The sequence below is a fragment of the Stenotrophomonas sp. ATCM1_4 genome (assembly GCF_004348115.1).
Classification (GTDB): Bacteria; Pseudomonadota; Gammaproteobacteria; order Xanthomonadales; family Xanthomonadaceae; genus Stenotrophomonas; species Stenotrophomonas capsici.
In genome coordinates this window covers 3,853,903-3,873,297 of sequence record NZ_QPFB01000001.1, presented here as the reverse complement: position 1 = coordinate 3,873,297, position 19,395 = coordinate 3,853,903, and the positions used below count along the sequence as shown (strand labels likewise).

Annotated in this window: 19 protein-coding genes; 13 read left to right on the top strand and 6 right to left on the bottom strand. The window is 66.5% G+C overall.

Translation table 11 applies throughout. The features are described from left to right. The first annotated feature begins 8 nt into the window (after window positions 1-8). Entirely contained in the window at window positions 9-2,144 is a 2,136-nt protein-coding gene (lpdA, locus tag ATCM_RS17645) for a dihydrolipoyl dehydrogenase (RefSeq protein WP_132865777.1), read from the top strand. A gap of 76 nt (window positions 2,145-2,220) precedes the next feature. Then, window positions 2,221-2,928, top strand: coding sequence for a DUF6624 domain-containing protein (locus ATCM_RS17640; protein ID WP_132865776.1), 708 nt, complete (start codon window positions 2,221-2,223; stop codon window positions 2,926-2,928). Window positions 2,929-3,043: 115 nt separating this feature from the next. Here the strand turns inward: ATCM_RS17640 and ATCM_RS17635 are convergent, their stop codons facing one another. Next, the gene (locus ATCM_RS17635) at window positions 3,044-3,868 is read right to left on the bottom strand and encodes a hypothetical protein (protein ID WP_132865775.1); all 825 of its coding nucleotides are present in this window, start codon (window positions 3,866-3,868) and stop codon (window positions 3,044-3,046) included. A 441-nt stretch (window positions 3,869-4,309) separates the two neighbouring features. On the opposite strand from ATCM_RS17635, the gene ATCM_RS17630 reads away from it, so the two are divergent. The 9 genes from ATCM_RS17630 (at window position 4,310) to ATCM_RS17590 (ending at window position 11,474) form a co-directional block, all read left to right on the top strand. Next, window positions 4,310-4,675, top strand: a complete 366-nt coding sequence (locus ATCM_RS17630) for an ATP synthase subunit I (RefSeq protein WP_192287756.1) — start codon at window positions 4,310-4,312, stop codon at window positions 4,673-4,675. A gap of 24 nt (window positions 4,676-4,699) precedes the next feature. After that, a complete protein-coding gene (gene atpB, locus ATCM_RS17625; RefSeq protein ID WP_132865774.1) occupies window positions 4,700-5,497 on the top strand; it encodes a F0F1 ATP synthase subunit A in 798 nt (265 codons plus the stop codon). Between the two features lie 73 nt (window positions 5,498-5,570). Then, window positions 5,571-5,873, top strand: coding sequence for a F0F1 ATP synthase subunit C (atpE, locus tag ATCM_RS17620; RefSeq protein WP_054661978.1), 303 nt, complete (start codon window positions 5,571-5,573; stop codon window positions 5,871-5,873). A 115-nt stretch (window positions 5,874-5,988) separates the two neighbouring features. Continuing rightward, entirely contained in the window at window positions 5,989-6,459 is a 471-nt protein-coding gene (locus tag ATCM_RS17615; protein WP_132865773.1) for a F0F1 ATP synthase subunit B, read from the top strand. Window positions 6,460-6,462: 3 nt separating this feature from the next. Further along, window positions 6,463-6,990, top strand: a complete 528-nt coding sequence (locus tag ATCM_RS17610; RefSeq protein WP_132865772.1) for a F0F1 ATP synthase subunit delta — start codon at window positions 6,463-6,465, stop codon at window positions 6,988-6,990. Window positions 6,991-7,035: 45 nt separating this feature from the next. Next, window positions 7,036-8,583 (top strand): F0F1 ATP synthase subunit alpha, encoded by a 1,548-nt coding sequence (atpA, locus tag ATCM_RS17605; RefSeq protein ID WP_132865771.1) that lies wholly within the window; start codon window positions 7,036-7,038, stop codon window positions 8,581-8,583. Window positions 8,584-8,660: 77 nt separating this feature from the next. Further along, window positions 8,661-9,524, top strand: a complete 864-nt coding sequence (atpG, locus tag ATCM_RS17600; protein WP_132865770.1) for a F0F1 ATP synthase subunit gamma — start codon at window positions 8,661-8,663, stop codon at window positions 9,522-9,524. Between the two features lie 37 nt (window positions 9,525-9,561). Then, a complete protein-coding gene (gene atpD, locus ATCM_RS17595) occupies window positions 9,562-10,968 on the top strand; it encodes a F0F1 ATP synthase subunit beta (protein WP_132865769.1) in 1,407 nt (468 codons plus the stop codon). Between the two features lie 83 nt (window positions 10,969-11,051). After that, window positions 11,052-11,474 (top strand): F0F1 ATP synthase subunit epsilon, encoded by a 423-nt coding sequence (locus tag ATCM_RS17590; RefSeq protein ID WP_132865768.1) that lies wholly within the window; start codon window positions 11,052-11,054, stop codon window positions 11,472-11,474. A gap of 230 nt (window positions 11,475-11,704) precedes the next feature. Here the strand turns inward: ATCM_RS17590 and ATCM_RS17585 are convergent, their stop codons facing one another. Together ATCM_RS17585 and ATCM_RS17580 are read right to left on the bottom strand one after the other, a co-directional pair. Continuing rightward, a complete protein-coding gene (locus tag ATCM_RS17585; protein ID WP_132865767.1) occupies window positions 11,705-12,082 on the bottom strand; it encodes a GtrA family protein in 378 nt (125 codons plus the stop codon). Next, window positions 12,079-13,947 (bottom strand): hypothetical protein, encoded by a 1,869-nt coding sequence (locus ATCM_RS17580; RefSeq protein WP_132865766.1) that lies wholly within the window; start codon window positions 13,945-13,947, stop codon window positions 12,079-12,081. The genes ATCM_RS17585 and ATCM_RS17580 overlap by 4 nt, the downstream gene beginning before the upstream one ends. A 205-nt stretch (window positions 13,948-14,152) precedes the next feature. Here ATCM_RS17580 and glmU point away from each other — a divergent pair, with 205 nt between their 5' ends. Both glmU and ATCM_RS17570 read left to right on the top strand, forming a co-directional pair. Further along, entirely contained in the window at window positions 14,153-15,520 is a 1,368-nt protein-coding gene (glmU, locus tag ATCM_RS17575) for a bifunctional UDP-N-acetylglucosamine diphosphorylase/glucosamine-1-phosphate N-acetyltransferase GlmU (protein ID WP_132865765.1), read from the top strand. Then, the gene (locus ATCM_RS17570; RefSeq protein WP_132865764.1) at window positions 15,489-16,022 is read left to right on the top strand and encodes a GNAT family N-acetyltransferase; all 534 of its coding nucleotides are present in this window, start codon (window positions 15,489-15,491) and stop codon (window positions 16,020-16,022) included. The genes glmU and ATCM_RS17570 overlap by 32 nt, the downstream gene beginning before the upstream one ends. A 16-nt stretch (window positions 16,023-16,038) precedes the next feature. Here ATCM_RS17570 and ATCM_RS17565 read toward each other — a convergent pair whose 3' ends face one another. From ATCM_RS17565 to ATCM_RS17555, 3 genes are all read right to left on the bottom strand, one after another. After that, window positions 16,039-17,391 (bottom strand): ATP-binding protein, encoded by a 1,353-nt coding sequence (locus tag ATCM_RS17565; protein ID WP_207911862.1) that lies wholly within the window; start codon window positions 17,389-17,391, stop codon window positions 16,039-16,041. Between the two features lie 10 nt (window positions 17,392-17,401). Continuing rightward, window positions 17,402-18,748 carry a sigma-54 dependent transcriptional regulator gene (locus tag ATCM_RS17560; protein WP_132865762.1) on the bottom strand — a complete coding sequence of 449 codons (1,347 nt, stop codon included), beginning with the start codon at window positions 18,746-18,748 and terminating at the stop codon, window positions 17,402-17,404. A gap of 126 nt (window positions 18,749-18,874) precedes the next feature. Continuing rightward, complete coding sequence (locus ATCM_RS17555) at window positions 18,875-19,390, bottom strand: nuclear transport factor 2 family protein (RefSeq protein ID WP_132865761.1); 516 nt, start codon at window positions 19,388-19,390, stop codon at window positions 18,875-18,877. Between the last annotated feature and the right edge of the window lie 5 nt (window positions 19,391-19,395).

The following is a 19,395-nucleotide window of genomic DNA, read 5'->3' as shown; positions in this document are numbered from 1 at the left end:
AGAAGACAATGGCGACGATTGAAATCAAGGTTCCGGACATCGGTGATTACGACAAGGTGCCGGTGATCGAGATCCTGGTGGCCGTGGGCGACACGGTGAAGAAGGACCAGGGCCTGGTGACGCTGGAATCGGACAAGGCCACGCTGGAAGTGCCGTCCACGGCCGCAGGCGTGGTCAAGGAGATCAAGGTCAAGCTCGACGACAAGCTGTCGCAGGGCGACGTGGTGGTGGTGCTGGAAGCCGAAGGCGCAGGCGCCGCCCCGGCGCCGGCCGCCGCGGCTCCGGTTCCGGCGGCAACCCCGGTGCCTGCAGCGCAGCCGGCCGCCGCCGCGCCGGCTGCCGTCAGCGCCCCCGCCGCGACCGGCCCGGTCGAGGTCAAGGTTCCGGACATCGGTGATTACGACAATGTGCCGGTGATCGAGATCCTGGTGGCCGTGGGCGACACGGTGAAGAAGGACCAGGGCCTGGTGACGCTGGAATCGGACAAGGCCACGCTGGAAGTGCCGTCCACTGCCGACGGCGTGGTCAAGGAAATCAAGGTCAAGCTCGACGACAAGCTCTCGCAGGGTGACGTGGTGGTGGTGCTGGAGGCTGCCGGTGCCGCACCCGCAGCGGCCAAGGCCGCCCCGGGCAGCAAGCCGCCGGTGACCCCGTCGCACCGCGCACCGGACCCGGCCGTGGCCGCCAAGGCACTGCCATCGACCGGCCGCACCGCCGACATCGAGTGCCGCATCGTGGTGCTGGGCGCCGGCCCGGGCGGCTATACCGCCGCGTTCCGCGCCGCCGACCTAGGCATGGACACCGTGCTGGTCGAGCGCTACGCCAGCCTCGGTGGTGTCTGCCTCAACGTCGGCTGCATCCCGTCCAAGGCCCTGCTGCATGCGGCCGAGATCATCGACCATGCCGCGCATGCCGATGAACTGGGCATCACGTACGGCGCGCCGAAGATCAGCCTGGACAAGCTGCGCAGCTACAAGGAAAAGGTGGTCGGCCAGCTGACCAAGGGCCTGGCCGGCATGGCCAAGCAGCGCAAGATTCGTACCGTGCAGGGCGTGGCCAGGTTCGTCTCGGCCAACGAGCTGGAAATCACCGCCGACGACGGCAAGACCCAGCTGCTGCGGTTCGAGCAGTGCATCATCGCCGCCGGTTCGCAGGCAGTGAAGCTGCCGAACTTCCCGTGGGACGACAAGCGCGTGATGGATTCCACCGACGCGCTGGAACTGGCCGAAGTGCCGGGTTCGCTGCTGGTCGTGGGCGGCGGCATCATCGGCCTGGAAATGGCCACCGTGTACAGCGCGCTGGGTGCCAAGGTCACCGTGGTCGAGTTCATGGACCAGCTGATGCCGGGCGCCGACAAGGACCTGGTCAAGCCGCTGGCCGACCGCCTGAAGAAGCAGGGCATCGAGGTCCACCTCAAGACCAAGGCCTCGGGCGTGACCGCCGACAAGAAGGGCATCACCGTTTCCTTCGAGGCCGCCACCGAGGGCGAGAAGCCGGCGATGGAAAGCGGCACCTTCGATCGCGTGCTGGTGGCCGTCGGCCGCTCGGCCAACGGCAGGAAGATCGATGCCGACAAGGCGGGCGTCGAAGTCACCGACCGCGGCTTCATCCCGGTCGATCGGCAGATGCGCACCAACGTGCCGCACATCTTCGCCATCGGCGACATCGTCGGTAACCCGATGCTGGCCCACAAGGCCACGCACGAAGGCAAGCTGGCGGCCGAAGTGGCCTTCGGCGAGAAGAAGGAGTGGGTGGCGCGGGTGATCCCGTCGGTGGCCTACACCAACCCGGAGATCGCGTGGGTGGGTGTCACCGAGACCGAGGCCAAGGCCAAGGGCCTGAAGGTCGGCGTGGCCAAGTTCCCGTGGGCGGCCAGCGGTCGCGCCATCGGCATCGCGCGTACCGAAGGCTTCACCAAGCTGATCTTCGATGAGGAAACCCATCGCGTCATCGGTGGCGCCATCGTCGGCGTGCACGCCGGTGAGCTGCTGGCCGAGATCGGTCTGGCCATCGAGATGGGTGCCGAGGCCGAGGACATCGGCCACACCATCCACGCCCACCCGACCCTGAGTGAGTCGGTGGCGATGGCCTCGGAGATCTACGACGGCACCATCACCGACCTGTACCTCCCGAAGAAGAAGTAAGCTGCATACGAAGTGATCGTCACGACGCCCCTTCACCGGGGCGTCGTTGTTTCCGGATGTCGCAGGGAGAATGGGAATGTTGCGAGCGGTCGCGGTGATGGCGGTATTGGCATGCGCAGGCAACGCCTGCGCCGAGGAAGAAGACCCGGAGCTGGCGGCGGCATTGCTGAAGTGCCCCGGAGCGGCGGTTTTCGCCAAGGCCGAGGAAGCACGCAAGGCCGAGGACGCGCGCCGATGGGCCGGCATCACGCCCAGTGCGCCACAGCTGCGCGAGCAGCTGCTGGAAATGGCACGCGTCGACCAGGATGCGCGTGACGGCGACTGGTCGCAGGAGATGATCACGAAGATGCTGGCGGTGGACGCGGCCAACCTGCCGAGGATCAAGCGGATCGTCGCCGACCATCACGGCCTGCCGGGCGTGCGTGAAGTGGGCGCCGATGGCATGGCCGCAGCATGGTTGCTGGTGCAGCATGCCGACACCGATGCGGCCTTCCAGCAGCAGGTGCTGGAGGGCCTGGCGCCGAAGGTGGACAGTGGTGAAGTCTCCGCGCGTGAGTACGCGTTGCTGGTTGATCGCGTGCTGGTCAACACCGGCAAGCCGCAGCGCTATGGCAGCCAGCTGGCGGCGATCAGCAGCAGGTGGCAACCCAAGCCGATGGAGGCGCCCGAACAGGTTGATGCGCGTCGTGCCGCGCTGGGCCTGATGCCGCTGGCCGATTACCTCTGCGTCGCCGTGGAGATGTTCCCGGCACCGGCCACCGATGCGGACGGCAAGCTGCTGTAAACAGTGCGGCCGGTAGCTCCGCAGGGGCTTTCCTGCCGAGGCCGCGTGCCGGGCAGGGCTGGGCACCACCACACAGCGTGACGTGCCAGGCAACGCCTGGCACGTACGCCGTCGATCAGAACGACAGGCTCACGCCTGCCAGCGGGCCCTTGAACTCCTGCTTCAGTCCGATCACGCCGTCGCTGCCGCGCTTGTCGGCATCCAGCTTGAACCAGTCGTAGCCGGCGAAGATGCCGAAGTTCTGGTTGAAGTTGTACTGCACGATGGCATTGGCGCGGCTGAGGTCGCCCTTGTAATCGTCGAAGTTGCCCCAGCGCGTGTTGAGGTACTGGCCCTGCAGGTTGATCAGCCAGTGCTCGGAGGGCGTGAACGTCAGGCGCGCGCCGACCACCGGCGCGATGCCGTCGGTCTTCTCGTTGAGGAAGCGGCCCTGGTAGAGGTCGCCCAGGTCGGCATAGGCATCGGCGCTGACCTTGGCGTACTCGGCGCCCAGCTGCAGGCCGACGTCGAACTTCTCGCTGTCCACCACCGAGTAGTCATAGACCAGCGTGGCCACCTGGTACTTCAGCTCGCCCTTGACGAAGCTGCCGGCCGGCACCGTGGTGTCGCCGTAGCTCACCGTCTCGCCCAGCGTCTGGCGGCGATCCTTGTCGTACTTGAAGTAGTCGAAGATCAGGCGCTGGCGGTCGCTGATGCGGAACAGGCCATCCACACGCGGCTCCCACTCCTTGCCGCCCATGCCGAAATCCTCGGACAGGTTGATCGGCTGGCCACCGATCACGGTGCTGCCGCGGATGGTGTTGTCGGTGTCGATGTTCATCGCGCCCAGCCGCAGCGTGAAGCGCGGGTCCTCTTCGGCGGCGTGCACCGGCAATGCATGGAACAGGCCCAGCGCCAGCGCGCAGGGGGCGATCACGGGGAGGAGGTTGAGTTGGCGCATCGCGTGCTTTCTCGTGTTGCGGGAAAGCAATGGACTATCGGTGATCGCACGTGCCATCGACGTGACCGGAGCGTGCACGCGATGTGCATGCGCGGGCGGAAATCACGGAGCAGGCGAGAGGTGCGGTGAGGTGGTGCCGCAGGGGACGGGCGGCACCACCTCACCCGGTCCGCCGGGGCATTCGACGAGTAATGTCGACGGACACGGACAATCTGACAGGCCGGTTGACAGGAAGTTCCCACTGCTGCAGCGCAATATCGCCCGCCCGCCCGGCCCCGGTGGGCGGGGGAAAAAACCAGCAAATGCGGCAACTTGCATAGTCAAAAGGGCAGGCTGATGGCGGTTGTCTCGCAAAATGTCCCGCTGTTATACTTTCGCGGCTCGATGAGGCGCCCACGCGCGGCTCGGTTCCCTTTATTCACCTGTGCAGGACACTTTGACGTGCTGAACTCCGTTGACGCGGGTCGGCGACTGATGTTGCGCGCCGCGGTCTATCCGCTGGCAGCAGTGGTGGTCCTGGCTCTGGCCTTCCTGTTCATGGGGCCGAAGTACGCACTTGGCGCGCTCGTCTCGGGCGTGACGGTGGTGGCGGGAACCGTTCTGGCGGCGTGGGTTGGGCTCGGTGGCGGCGTTCAGGCTGCCGGTTCAGCAATGATCCGCCTGTTCCTGGGGTTCGCGCTGAAGATCGTGTTGATCGTTGTTGTGCTGGTGCTGGCGTTTGTCTGGTGGCGGCTTCCTCCTTTGGCGCTGCTGGCCGCAATTCCAGTGGCGCTGATGTTCCAGGTTCTGGCTCTGGCCAGGCGTTGATCCATTTATAAAGGTTCCGGACTCATGGCGGGCGAGGCTCTTACCCCTACCACCTACATCCAGCATCACCTGCAGAATCTGACCGCCAAGGTCGGGGACGGCGGCGCGTTCTGGACCATCCACGTCGATACGATCGTCACCGCGGTGCTGATGGGCCTGCTGATGGTCTTCGCCTTCTGGATGGCGACCCGCAAGGCCACGGCCGGCGTGCCGGGCAAGTGGCAGGCCTTTGTTGAAATCTGCCTGGAGTTCGTTGACCGCCAGGCCAAGGACACCTACCACGGCAAGAGCAAGCTGGTGACGCCGATCGCGATCACCATCTTCTTCTGGATCCTCTTGATGAACCTGCTCAAGATGATCCCGGCCGATTTCATCGCCACGCCGCTGCATTGGATGGGCATTCCCGAGTGGAAGCCGGTCCCGACCGCCGACGTCAATGCCACCCTTGGCATGTCGATCAGCGTGTTCTTCCTGATGGTCTTCTTCTCGCTCAGCTCCAAGGGCCTGGTCGGCTTCATCAAGGAGTTCCTGACCGCTCCGTTCGGCAAGTGGATGATGCCGTTCAACCTGATCCTCAACATCGTCGAGTGGCTGAGCAAGCCGATTTCGCTGGCGATGCGACTGTTCGGCAACATGTTCGGCGGCGAAATCGTCTTCCTGCTGATCTGGGTGCTGGGCGGCGCCGGTGTGTTCGGTGCTGTTGCCGGTGGCGTGTTCGGCCTTGGCTGGATGCTGTTCCACCTGCTGGTGATCCCGCTGCAGGCCTTCATCTTCATGATGCTGTCGATCGTGTACCTGAGCCTGTCGGAAGACAGCCACTGAGTTACAAGCTTCAACCAGTTCCAACCTTCATCCGTTTCATCACCCTTAGCTACTTAAGTTCCTGGAGAAAACCATGTACTTCGCCGTCCTGACCAATCTCGCCCAAGTTCAGAGCTCCACCGCCCTTGCCGTTGGCATCATGATCGGCCTGGCCGCGCTGGGCGCCGGTCTGGGTCTGGCCATCATGGCTGGTAAGTTCCTGGAGTCGGCCGCTCGCCAGCCGGAACTGATCCCGGTCCTGCAGGTCCGCATGTTCATCACCGCCGGCCTGATCGACGCCGCATTCATCATCTCGGTCGCCGTTGGCCTGCTGCTGGCCTTCGCCAACCCGCTGGCTGCTGCCCTGCTGGCCGAAGCCGCCAAGCTGGCAGGCTGATCCAGCTGCAGTGAGACAGTCCGGTGCCTGCTGAAGGCGCCGGGCTTCGGATGAAGGTTCGGTTGCGCCGCCACGGCGGCGCAGCCACCCCCGACACCAGCGATCGAGCTAATTCATGAATATCAATCTCACCCTCTTTGCACAGGCCCTGGCCTTTGCCGCGCTGATCTGGATCATCGCGACCAAGATCTGGCCGCCGCTGTTGAAGGCCATCGAAGAGCGCCAGCAGAAGATCGCTGAAGGCCTCGCTGCTGCCGACCGCAGCCAGAAAGACCTGGCCCAGGCCGAAGTGAAGGTCAACGAGGCGCTGAAGGAAGCTCGTGGCAAGGCCAACGAGATCATCGACCAGGCGCACGCCCGGGCGAACCAGATCGTTGAAGCCGCCAAGAACGAAGCCATCGCCGAAGCCAACCGCCAGAAAGAACTGGCCCAGGCCGAAATCGACGCTGCCGCCAACCGTGCCCGCGAAGATCTGCGCAAGCAGGTGTCCGCCCTGGCCGTGACCGGCGCAGAAAAGCTGCTCAAGCGCGAAATCGATGCCAACGCCCACAAGGCGCTGCTCGACGAGCTGGCCGCGGAGATCTGATAGATGAGCCAGGCCCTCACGCTTGCCCGCCCGTACGCCCGCGCCGCTTTCGCGATTGCGCGCGAGGAAGGCAAGTTCGCGCCGTGGTCGGACGCGCTTGCGTTCTCCGCCCGCGTTGCCGCCGATCCGCGCGTGTCGGCCCTGCTCTCCAATCCGGAGCTGGGCCGCGGCGACGCCGTCGCCCTGCTGGCCCCGGAAGCGGCGGGTGAAACCTTCGGCCGCTTCCTGAACCTGCTGGCCGAGTCGCACCGCCTGCAGCAGCTGCCGGAAATCGCCGGCCTGTTCGACCAGATGCGCGCCGAGGCCGAAAACGTGGTCAAGGCCACGGTGACCTCGGCGGCCGAGCTGTCGGCTGACGAGCTGGAAAAGATCAAGGCCGCGCTGCGCAGGCGCTTCGGCCGCGACGTCGAGGTATCGACCGCGGTGGACGCTTCGCTGATCGGCGGCGCCGTGATCGATGCCGGCGATGTGGTCATCGATGGTTCGCTCAAGGGCAAGCTGTCCCGCCTGCAGACCGCGCTCGCACACTGAATTCAATTTAACGTCCGGCTTGATTGCCGGCACTAGGACTTGACGATGGCTACCACGCTCAACCCCTCCGAAATCAGCGAACTGATCAAGAACCGCATCGAGAAGGTCGCCCTGTCCGCGGAATCGCGCAACGAAGGCACCGTCACCTCGGTGTCCGACGGCATCGTGCGCATCTACGGCCTGGCTGACGTGATGCAGGGCGAAATGATCGAACTGCCGAACAACACCTACGCACTGGCGCTGAACCTGGAGCGCGACTCGGTCGGCGCCGTGGTGTTGGGTGACTACGAGCACCTGCGCGAAGGCGACGTGGCCAAGACCACCGGTCGCATCCTGGAAGTGCCGGTGGGTCCTGAAATGCTGGGCCGTGTGGTCAACGCGCTGGGCGAGCCGATCGACGGCAAGGGCCCGCTGGGCACCCACCTGACCGCCCCGGTGGAGCGTGTTGCCCCCGGCGTGATCTGGCGCAAGTCGGTCGACCAGCCGGTGCAGACCGGCTACAAGTCGGTCGACTCGATGATCCCGATCGGCCGTGGCCAGCGCGAGCTGATCATCGGTGACCGCCAGACCGGCAAGACCGCGATGGCCATCGACGCGGTGATCAACCAGAAGGGCACCGGCATCAAGTGCGTGTACGTCGCGATCGGCCAGAAGGCCTCGACCGTGGCCAACATCGTGCGCAAGCTGGAAGAGAACGGCGCGCTGGCCCACACCGTGGTCGTGGCCGCCACCGCTTCGGAATCGGCCGCGATGCAGTACATCAGCGCCTACTCCGGCTGCACCATGGGCGAGTACTTCATGGACCGCGGCGAAGACGCCCTGATCGTGTACGACGACCTGTCCAAGCAGGCCGTTGCCTACCGCCAGATCTCGCTGCTGCTCAAGCGCCCGCCGGGCCGTGAAGCTTACCCGGGTGACGTGTTCTACCTGCACTCCCGCCTGCTCGAGCGCGCAGCCCGCGTGTCGGAGGAGTACGTGGAGAAGTTCACCGAAGGCAAGGTCACCGGCAAGACCGGTTCGCTGACCGCGCTGCCGATCATCGAAACCCAGGCCGGCGACGTGTCCGCCTTCGTTCCGACCAACGTGATCTCGATCACCGACGGCCAGATCTTCCTGGAAACCGACCTGTTCAACGCCGGTATCCGTCCGGCCGTCAACGCCGGTATCTCGGTGTCGCGCGTGGGTGGCTCGGCCCAGACCAAGATCATCAAGAAGCTGTCCGGCGGCATCCGTATCTCGCTGGCCCAGTACCGTGAGCTGGCGGCGTTCGCGCAGTTCGCCTCGGACCTGGACGAAACGACCCGCAAGCAGCTGGAGCGCGGCCAGCGCGTCACCGAGCTGATGAAGCAGAAGCAGTACCTGCCGATGTCCATCGCCGACCAGGCGCTGTCGATCTACGCCGTCAACGAGGGTTACCTCGACGACGTGCCGGTCAACAAGCTGCTGGCCTTCGAAGCCGGCCTGCACGCGCACTTTGCCAACACCGCCGGCGAACTGGTCTCCAAGATCAACGCCACCGGTGGCTGGAACGATGAGATCGAGGCGGCCTTCAAGAAGGGCATCTCCGATTTCAAGAGCACCGGCACCTGGTAACTGCGTATGTAGAGCGGAGCCATGCTCCGCTTCACACTGATAAAGCGGGGCTCAGCCCCGCTCTACGGGAATAAGAGATGGCAAGCGGACGCGAAATCAAAACCAAGATCAAGAGCGTGCAGAACACCCGCAAGGTGACGCGCGCGCTCGAAATGGTCTCGGCCTCCAAGATCCGCAAGGCGCAGGATCGGATGAAGACCTCGCGTCCGTACGCGCAGGCGATGAAGCAGGTGATCGGCCACCTGGCCCAGGCCAGCACCGATTTCCAGCACCCGTTCCTGGTTGAGCGCGAGAACGTCAAGCGCGTGGGCTACATCGTGATCTCTTCCGATCGCGGTCTGGCCGGCGGCCTGAACAACAACCTGTTCCGCAAGGCCGTGGCCGAGATGCGCGGCTGGCAGGAAAAGGGCGCCGAGATCGACATGGTGACCGTCGGCCAGAAGGCCAGCGTGTTCTTCCGCCGCGTCAACGTGAACATGGTCGGCAGCGTCACCCACATCGGCGACCAGCCGAAGCTGGAAACGCTGATCGGCGTGATCAAGGTCATGCTCGACGCCTTCACCGAAGGCAAGGTCGACCGCGTGTACCTGGTCTACAACCGTTTCATCAACACGATGACGCAGAAGGCCTCCTTCGACCAGCTGCTGCCGTTGCCGGCCAGCGAAACGCAGGTGGCTTCGCACGACTGGGACTACCTGTACGAACCCGATGCCGCGACCGTGCTCGAGCACGTGATCACGCGTTACATCGAGTCGCTGGTGTACCAGGCCGTGCTGGAGAACGTTGCTTCCGAGCATGCGGCACGCATGGTGGCGATGAAGGCGGCGAGCGACAACGCGAACAAGCTGATCGGAACCCTGCAGCTGGTCTACAACAAGGCCCGCCAGGCAGCGATCACCCAGGAAATCTCCGAAATCGTCGGCGGCGCGGCAGCAGTCTGACGCGCACAGTCAAAGCACACATTTAGAGGATGCAGCAATGAGTCAGGGCAAGATCGTTCAGATCATCGGCGCGGTCGTCGACGTCGAATTCCCGCGCAGCGACGTACCGAAGGTGTACGACGCGCTGAAGGTGGAAAACACCGATATCACGCTGGAAGTCCAGCAGCAGCTGGGTGACGGCATCGTCCGCACCATCGCCCTCGGTTCGACCGATGGCCTGAAGCGTGGCCTGGTCACCGTCAACACCAACCGCGCCATCTCGGTGCCGGTCGGTGCCGGCACCCTGGGCCGCATCATGGACGTGCTGGGTCGCCCGATCGACGAAGCCGGCCCGGTTGCCGCTTCGGACAACTGGGAAATCCACCGCGCCGCCCCGTCGTACGAAGACCAGTCTTCCTCGACCGAGTTGCTGGAAACCGGCATCAAGGTGATCGACCTGATGTGCCCGTTCGCCAAGGGCGGCAAGGTTGGCCTGTTCGGCGGCGCCGGCGTCGGCAAGACCGTCAACATGATGGAGCTGATCAACAACATCGCCAAGGCGCACAGCGGCCTGTCCGTGTTCGCCGGCGTGGGTGAGCGTACCCGTGAGGGCAACGACTTCTACCACGAGATGAAGGACTCCAACGTCCTGGACAAGGTCGCGATGGTGTACGGCCAGATGAACGAGCCGCCGGGCAACCGTCTGCGCGTCGCCCTGACCGGCCTGACCATGGCCGAGTACTTCCGCGACGAGAAGGACGCCAACGGCAAGGGCAAGGACGTGCTGCTGTTCGTCGACAACATCTACCGCTACACGCTGGCCGGTACCGAAGTGTCGGCACTGCTGGGCCGCATGCCGTCGGCGGTGGGTTACCAGCCGACCCTGGCCGAGGAAATGGGCGTCCTGCAGGAGCGCATCACCTCGACCAAGACCGGCTCGATCACCTCGATCCAGGCCGTCTACGTGCCGGCCGATGACTTGACCGACCCGTCGCCGGCAACTACGTTCGCCCACTTGGATTCGACGGTGACCCTGTCGCGTTCGATCGCCTCGCTGGGTATCTACCCGGCCGTGGATCCGCTGGACTCGACCTCGCGCCAGATGGACCCGCAGGTCATCGGCAACGAGCACTACGAAACCGCCCAGCGCGTCCAGCAGACCCTGCAGAAGTACAAGGAACTGAAGGACATCATCGCCATCCTGGGCATGGACGAACTGTCCGAGGAAGACAAGCAGGCCGTGACCCGCGCCCGCAAGATCGAGCGCTTCTTCAGCCAGCCGTTCCACGTGGCCGAAGTGTTCACCGGCTCGCCGGGCAAGTACGTGCCGCTGAAGGACACCATCCGTGGCTTCAAGGCCATCGTGGACGGTGAGTACGACCACCTGCCGGAGCAGGCGTTCTACATGGTCGGCGGCATCGACGAAGCGGTCGAGAAGGCCAAGAAGATGGCTGAAAAGGCCTAATTCCCGCATAGGGCGGAGTTCGCTCCGCCTTCGCGGCATCCTGCGGTGGGCGCAGGCCCACCCAACCAGGCGAAGAGATTTCCATGAGCACCATCCGTTGCGACATCGTCAGTGCCGAGCAGCAGATCTTCAGTGGCGAAGCGACCCTGGTCGTGGCCACCGGTGAGCTGGGCGAGCTGGGCATCGCGCCCAAGCACGCACCGCTGATCACCCGCCTGAAGCCGGGCAAGGTCGTGGTCACCACGGCAGCTGGCGAGCACCTGGATTTCGCCATCTCCGGCGGGATCCTGGAAGTCCAGCCGCAGGTCGTGACCGTGCTGGCCGACACCGCCATCCGCGCCACCGACATCGACGAAGCTGCCGTGCGCAAGGCCAAGGAAGAAGCCGAGCGCGTGCTCGCCAACCGTGGCGAAGCCATGGAGCTGGCCGAAGCACAGCAGCGTCTGGCCGAAGTCACCGCGCAGTTGCAGGCGCTGGAGCGTCTGCGTCGCACCCTCAAGCACTGAGGCTGCCCGCAGCGCATGCAAGAACGCCGGCCCTGGGCCGGCGTTTTTGTTTGGGCGGCTGCAAGGCTGGAGGAAGCGTGCCAGCTCCGTGGAAAGCCCCTCTGACGCAGCGACCACCACCTCCCCCGAAGAGCGGATAAGCGGCGAGTGAGGGCTCCGTGCCGTGGTGGACGTGAACCGGTGCGGCAGGGTGGCAGGGAAATGACGGTGCCATCAGCCGCCGCAGCGCGTCAGCGGTAGATCCAGTAGCGGGAGATGAAGAAGCTGGCGACGGCCAGTACCGCTTCGACCACCGGCTTGGCCAGCCATGCGTACTGCAGGCCGGCGTTGTGCCCGACCAAGCCGACGGCCCAGGTGCTGATGATGGTCAGCACGATCCAGGCAATGATGAAGCGCACCAGGTGCCGGCGGCCCAGCGGCGTGCTGGTGGAGAACGTGATCGTGCCGTTCAACCAGAAGCCGAGCAGGGCGCCGGTGATGCGCCCGCAGACGTTGGCCACCTCCAAGGGGACCCCGAAGTGGCTCAGGACCACGGTGACCGCCCAATCCAGGATCCACTGCAGGAATCCCATCAGCAGGAACAGCCAGCCTTGGCGGGCGAGGGTCATGGCGTGTTTTTCGCCGGCAGCGACCACCACTCGGCCTGTCGCACCGTCCGGCGATGGGTGGCGCCTGCCAGTTGCAGTGCAGCGCGCTGCGCGGGTGTGACGGTGTCGCTACGCAGGATCACGTCGCTGATGCCTTCATCCTGCATCAGTGCACGCCAGGCCTGGCCACTGTCATCCTGCGCGGCAGCAGCTGCAGCCTGCGAGAGGGGCAGGGAGTACCAAGTGATGGTGCGACCTTGAGTACCGAACTCGGCGAAGAACGATTTGGTGGGATCCAGCACCAGCACGTTGCCGCGGGGACCGCCGGTATCGCGAATGGCCCGGGCAAGGTTCCGCTCGGGGGCGAAGCGTTCGAACAAGGGCGCATCGCGCCCTGCGGCCTTGAGGGTCTGCTTGATGGCGCCGTAGCGCAGCGTCCAATGTGCATTTGCCTGGAAGCACAACTGCAGCACGCACAGCCCGATCGCGATCCACGTGGCATGGCGCAGGTTCACCCGGCACATCGCGGTGACCAGCACGGCGGCCAACACCGCCAACCCGGGATAGGCATAGCGCATGTACTGCAGGGGCAGCAGCGGCAGCAGCAGTACCAGCGTGGCGGCGATGGCGGCGGCACGGGTGCCGCGGTTGAACAGCGTCAGCAGCCAGGGGCCGAGCAATGCGACCAGCACGAAGCTGCCGCCACCGGCGGACGCTTCGAGGAAACGGTCGGTATGGAAGCTCATCTGCCACAACAGCGACGGGCTGAAGCCGCTGTGCCAGCGGTCATCGAAGAAGTTGGTGGGCGCGTAGTACGGCGACTGGAACCAGCCGTTGAGCAGCGGCAGCACCGGGTTGCCGGCCAGGGCCTGGCCGTGCAAGTAGCTGGCACCGGCGACCGCCAGCCCCAGCAGGAACACCGCGCCGATGCGTGGCAGCGATGGCCATGGATGGCGGATCAGGGCCCAGAGCAACGGCACCACGGCCATCACCGCGGCGGAGGTCTTGATCGCCGCCAGGCCGCCGCACAGCACGGCCAGTGCCAGCCAGAAGCGGAAACTGCCGTCACGGGGGCCGGCGACGAGCGCGAACAGCCAAGCCAGCGCGGCGGCGATCGGCAACTCGGTCTGCATGCCACCGGCCAGCGCCGTGGTCAGCGGCTGGCTCAGCGCCACGGCCGCGGCCAGCCAGCGGCCGGCGACGGGTGCATCCAATCGCGCGGCCAGCTGCCAGAGCCCGCTGGCGAGCAACAGCAGCCACAGGGCGTTGACCGGCCCACGCGCCTCCTGGTGGGCGATCAGTTGGGTGACGGCCTGTACCACGTCCGAGGCCCAGGGCGCGAACGCCCACACCTGGTGCTCGGGCGCCGGACTATAGAAGCCCTGTTGCTGCAGCTGCCACGGCAGGCGCAGGTGATAGGCCAGGTCGTCGTACTGCAGGGTGGGCAGCCAGCAACTGGCTGCAGCCAGGCCCATCACGATCACGCAGAACGTGGCCAGCCGTGGCGTCGCGGCAACGGCCGATTGCCAGTGGCTGGCTGCTTCACGCAGCGTGCCGGTCACCTGGGTGCGGCGGATGGCCAGCAGTGCCACGCAGGCCAGCAGATACCCCCAGCCGTTGTGAATGGGCAACGTGAGCAGCCAGCCGAGGGTTCCTGCGATCAGCAGCAGGCCGAGCACGGCCTGCAGGCCGACCGGGCCACGCGGGAGCAGCAGGCTGCCGGCGGCGATCGCAGCCAGGGCCAGCAAGGCGGTGGCGAGCACCGGCAGCGGGCCGGCGAGCACGCACAGCAGCACGCTCCACAGGGCCAGCGCCCAGCTTGCCTGCGCACCACGCCACAGCCGGGCCGGAAGCCAAGACAGGCCGGTGACCAGCAGGCCGAGCACCAGCAATTCGCCGGCCCTGCCGAAGGGTTGGGTTGCCCATAACTGCGGTGTTGCCAGGCCAACGAGCAGGGCGAGCGGTCCGAGCCAGACAAGCGGCCGGGCCAGACGTGCAGGAGGCGCTTCCATTCGGTTCTGCAGGAGATAGGGGTGGTCGCCTATGCTATCAGCCAACGAACGCATTCCTGTATTGGCAGGTGGAAAACCGATGAGTCATCCCCTACATGTGATCATCCTGGCCGCTGGCGCTGGCAAACGCATGAAGTCAGTGTTGCCCAAGGTGCTGCAGCCCATCGCCGGGCGCCCGATGCTGGCGCATGTGATCGAAGCGGCGCGGCAGCTGCAGCCGGCGGGTATCCACGTGGTCTACGGCCATGGCGGTGAAGCGGTGCGCGCGGCCTTCGCCGGACAGACGGACCTGGTCTGGGCCGAGCAGAAGGAACAGCTGGGCACCGGCCACGCGGTCCAGCAGGCGATGCCCGACGTGCCGGACATGGCGCAGGTGCTGGTGCTGTATGGCGACGTGCCACTGATCCGCGCGCAGACCCTGCAGGCGTTGATCGACGATGCGCCGCGCCTGGCGGTGCTGGTCGCCGATCTGGATGACCCGACCGGCTACGGGCGGATCGTGCGCGATGCCGAGGGCAAGGTGGCCGCGATCGTCGAGCAGAAGGATGCCGACGATGAGCACAAGCGCATCCGCACCATCAACACCGGCATCATCACCGCCGAGTCGACCGCGCTGCGGCGCTGGTTGTCGGCGCTGTCCAACGCCAACGCGCAGGGCGAGTACTACCTGACCGACGTGTTCGCCTCGGCGGCGTCGGAGTACACGCCGGCCGGGCTGGTGCACGTGGCCGACGCGCAGGAGGCCGAGGGCGCGAATGATCCGTGGCAGCTGTCGCAGCTGGAGCGGGCCTGGCAGCTGCGCGCGGCCAGGGCATTGTGCGAGCAGGGTGCCCGCCTGCTCGACCCGGCGCGCCTGGACCAGCGTGGCACGGTGAAGGTCGGCCGCGACGTGCAGATCGATGCCAACGTGGTGCTGGAAGGCGAGGTTGAACTGGGTGACGGGGTGAGCATCGGCGCGTTCGTGCGGCTGAAGGACGTCAAGCTCGGTGCCGGCACCGAAGTGCGCCCGCACTGCGACCTGGAAGGCGTGGTCAGCGAAGGCGCCGCGCAGATCGGCCCGTTCGCGCGGCTGCGGCCGGGCACGGTGCTGGCCGACGGCGTGCACGTGGGCAACTTCGTGGAGACCAAGAAGGCCACGCTGGGCAAGGGCAGCAAGGCCAACCACCTGACCTACCTGGGCGATGCGGTGATCGGCAGCGGCACCAACATCGGCGCCGGCACCATCACCTGCAACTACGACGGCGTGAACAAGTTCCAGACCGTCATCGGCGACAAGGTGTTCGTCGGCTCCAACAGCTCGCTGGTGGCGCCGGTGACCCTGGCCGACGGCGCGACCATCGGTGCCGGCTCGGTGATCACCCGCGATGCGCCGGAAGGAAAGCTGACCGTGGCGCGCACCCGGCAGCAGACCATCGATGGCTGGACACGGCCCGTCAAGAAGTCCTGAGCCGCGCCTGGCGCGGCCGGAGGAGCTGGCGCTGCTGCCGTTGATCGAGCAGCAGGCCGGGCAGCGCCTGCGCGGGCATCCGGCGTGGGCGGTGTTTTCCGCCTGCCCGACCGATGTGGCGGCGTTCGCCCAGGGCCTGCACGCGCGTTCGTTGTGGGTTGCCGAAAGCACGCAGGGCGGGATCGCCGGCTATCTGTTGGCCGGCGTGCTGGATGAGGATTTCCACGTGCTGCAGATGGATGTGTCGCCGCAGCAGGGCCGCCAGGGACACGGGCGGGCGTTGTTGCGGCATGCGCTGGCGCAGGGCGCCGGCCGCGGACATCGGCGCGCGGTGCTGACCACCCTGAGTGACGTGCCGTGGAACGCCGGCTTCTATGCGAGCGAAGGCTTTGCCGTGTGGCCACGCGAAAGCTGGAGCGCGGCGATGCACGCGGTGATGGCCGAGGAGGCCGCCGCGGGCTTCCCGATGGCGTTGCGCGTGGCGATGCAACGGGCGCTGTGAGCGAGGGGACTGTCGCCTAGTCGTGCGGCAGCAGCACCGTCACGCACAGGCCGCCCTCGGTGCGGTTCTGCAGCGAGATCCGGCCGGCGTGGGCCTCGATGATCTCGCGGGTCAGGGCCAGGCCCAGGCCGGTGCCGTTGCGCTTGGTCGAGTAGAACGGCATCAGCGCGTTCTGCAACACCGCTTCGTTCATGCCGATGCCACGGTCCAGGATCTCGATGCGCAGCCAATGTGGCAGGCGCGCCAGGCGCACTTCCACGCCCTCGCCGGCGGCGCCGTTGTCGTCACTGGCCTCGTGCGCGTTCTTGAGCAGGTTCAGCAGCGCCTGGGCGAACTGGGCCGGGTCCAGGCGGCTGCTCAGGTCCTCCGGCACCGGGTCCATGCGGAACGGGATCTGCTGCTGCAGGCCGTGCAGGAAGTTGGCCCAGATGACCGTCTGCAACTGCGGTTGCGGCAGCTTGGCGAAACGCGCGTAGCCACGGATGAAACCCTCCAGGTGGCGCGCGCGTTCCTCGATGGTGCCGAAGATGTTCTCCAGCCGGTCGGTGCGGTTGCGTCGCACCAGTTCGGCGCCGGAATGGGCGAGCGAGGCGATGGGTGCCAGCGAGTTGTTGAGCTCGTGGCTGATGACGCGGATCACCTTCTTCCAGGTCTGCACTTCCTGGCGGCGCAGTTCGGCGGTGAGCAGGCGCAGCAGCAGCAGTTCGTGCGGGCGGCCATTGAGATGGAAGTTGCGGCGCGACAGGTGGTAGATCTGCTCGTCGTCCTCATCGCCCTCGAAGGCCTCCGGGTCGCGGACCGCGAACAGGCTGTCGCCGCCGCGCGAGATGGCGTTGCGCAGCTCGGTGGGCATGTTCTCCAGCAGGTCGGGCATGCGCTGGCCTTCCAGCTTCCAGCCACCGTGCAGCAGTTTGCGTGCGGCGATGTTGGAGAACGCCACGCGCTGGATGCCGTCGCCGCCGTCGGTCAACAGCAGCATCGCCACCGGCGTGTTCTGCACCATGGTGTCCAGCAGCAGCTCGCGCTGCACCAGCGATTGCCGCTGTTCGCGCAGTACCTCGCCCAGTTCGGCATGGGCCTGCACCAGCTGGGCGAACTCATCCTTGCCGCGCCAGTGCACGCCGAAGTTGTACTCGCCGTCGCGGTAGCTGCTGGTGGTGCCGGACAGGGCGCGCAGCAACGAGCGGATCGGCGCGGTGGCCCGGCGCAGCGCCCACCACATCAGGGAAAGCAGGATCACCGTGGAGGTGGCCACCACCCACCAGCCATGGTCCATCCAGTAGGCCAGCAGCCACGGCAGCGCGGCGGCCAGTGCCAGCACCGGCAGCAGGCGCAGGAACAGGGTGAGGGTGAACGAGCGCGACTTCAGCATGGCCGTGTCATTCGCGCGGGATGCCGTGGCGGTCCATGCGCCGGTACAGCGCCTGCCGGCTCATGCCCAGCTCGGCGGCGGCCTGGGCGATGACGCCACCGGCGTGCGACAGCGCGGCGATGATGCGTTCGCGGTCCGGTTCCTCGGCGCCGTGCGCGGCGGTCGGGCGCGCGGGTGCGCGCGGCAGGTTGAGGTCGGCCACCTCGATGCGCGGCCCCTGCGCGAGCAGGGCGGCGCGCTGGATCACGTTGCGCAGTTCGCGCACGTTGCCCGGCCAGGTGTGGCGCTGCAGCGCCTGCGCGGCCTGCGGCGAGAGCGGCTTGTTGTCCTGCCCGAGGAAGAACCGCGCCAGCGGCAGGATGTCCTCGCGGCGTTCGCCCAGCGGCGGCAGCACCAGTTCGACGGTGTTGAGCCGGTAGTACAGGTCTTCGCGGAAGCTGCCATCACGGATCATCGCCGGCAGGTCGGCATTGGTGGCGCTGACCACGCGCACCTTGACCTGGCGCTCGCGGTTGGAGCCCAGCCGCTCGAAGCGGCCGGTTTCCAGCACGCGCAGCAGCTTCATCTGCCCGGTCAACGACAGGTTGCCGATCTCGTCCAGGAACAGCGTGCCGCCATCGGCGGCCTCGAACTTGCCCTCGCGCGCCTTGTTGGCGCCGGTGTAGGCACCGGCCTCGGCGCCGAACAGTTCGGCCTCGATCAGTTCGGCCGGGATGGCACCGCAGTTGAGGGCGACGAACGGGCCTTTGCGGTTGGGCGAATTGGCCTGGATGATCTCGGCGATCTTCTCCTTGCCGGCGCCGTTGGGGCCGGTGATCAGCACGGGCAGGTCGGAGCGGGCGACCTGGCAGGCCAGGGCGATCACCCGCTCGCTGGCCGGGTCGGCGAACACCACGCCGCGCAGGTCGTAACGCTCGTTCAGGCTCTTGCGCTGGGCCAGCTCGCGCTGGCGGCGACGAGCCAGCTCGCGGCGGGTCTCGGCCAGCTCCAGCAGGTTGTTGACCGTGGTCAGCAGGCGGCCATCGTCCCAGGGCTTGGCCAGGTAGTCGGCGGCACCGGCCTTGACCAGTTCCACCGCGCTGTCCAGGTGGGTCCAGGCGGTGAGCAGGATCACCGGCAGGTCCGGATAGGCCTGGCGGATGTCACGGAACAACGCCTGGCCTTCCTCGCCGGAGGTGGTGTCGGCGGTGAAGTTCATGTCCTGCAGGACCAGGTCGAACTCCTGCTCGGCCAGCATCGCCAGCCCCTGCTCGGGCGAGCTGGCGTGGCGGGTGTCGATGTCATGCAGGGAGAACAGCACCTCCAGTGCGGTGGCCACGGCGGCGTTGTCGTCGATGATCAGGATCTGCGGCATGGGAATCGTGGAAACCGGAAGGGAGGCGGCAACAGGACGTCGGGTCCAGCACATTACACGCTAGCGGTGGCGCTGGCAGCGGGGCCGGTTGCCGGCAGGCCTGGCGGCCCCGCTGCCGGAGCGGCGTCATCGTGCGCTGTCGGCGGCAATCGCGCGGTGCCCATAGCTGAGCACCCGCGTGATCTGCCATTGCCCATCGCGCAGGCGCCAGACGATGGTGAAGTCGGCCAGCCCTTCGCATTTGCCGCTGGCGCTGTCGCAGAAGCGGTGCTGGCCGCGCGCGATGGCGCCGAAGTCCTTCACCGGGAAGACCTCCAGCGTTCCCGGCAGCAGTTCGCGGGTGAAGTGGCCGCAGGCATGCCTGGCGGTGTTGGCGAGCATGGCATCACGCGTCCAGGTGACGCCGCCGGTGTCGTGGTAGAACTCCACCGCCGCATCGAAGTAGCTGGCGTGGCGGCGCAGCTGCGCCGGGTCCGAACAGTGGTTGAAGCTGTCGAACACAGCGTGGTCCAGCGCGGTGATGGTCGCGGCCAGGTCGTCTCCTCCGGCGGCCATCGCCGGCGAGCAGGCCAGTGCGAGCAGCAGGGGGAGCAGCAGGGGGAGCAGCAGGGGGAGCAGGGGGGGGAGCAGGGGGGTCTTCATCGATA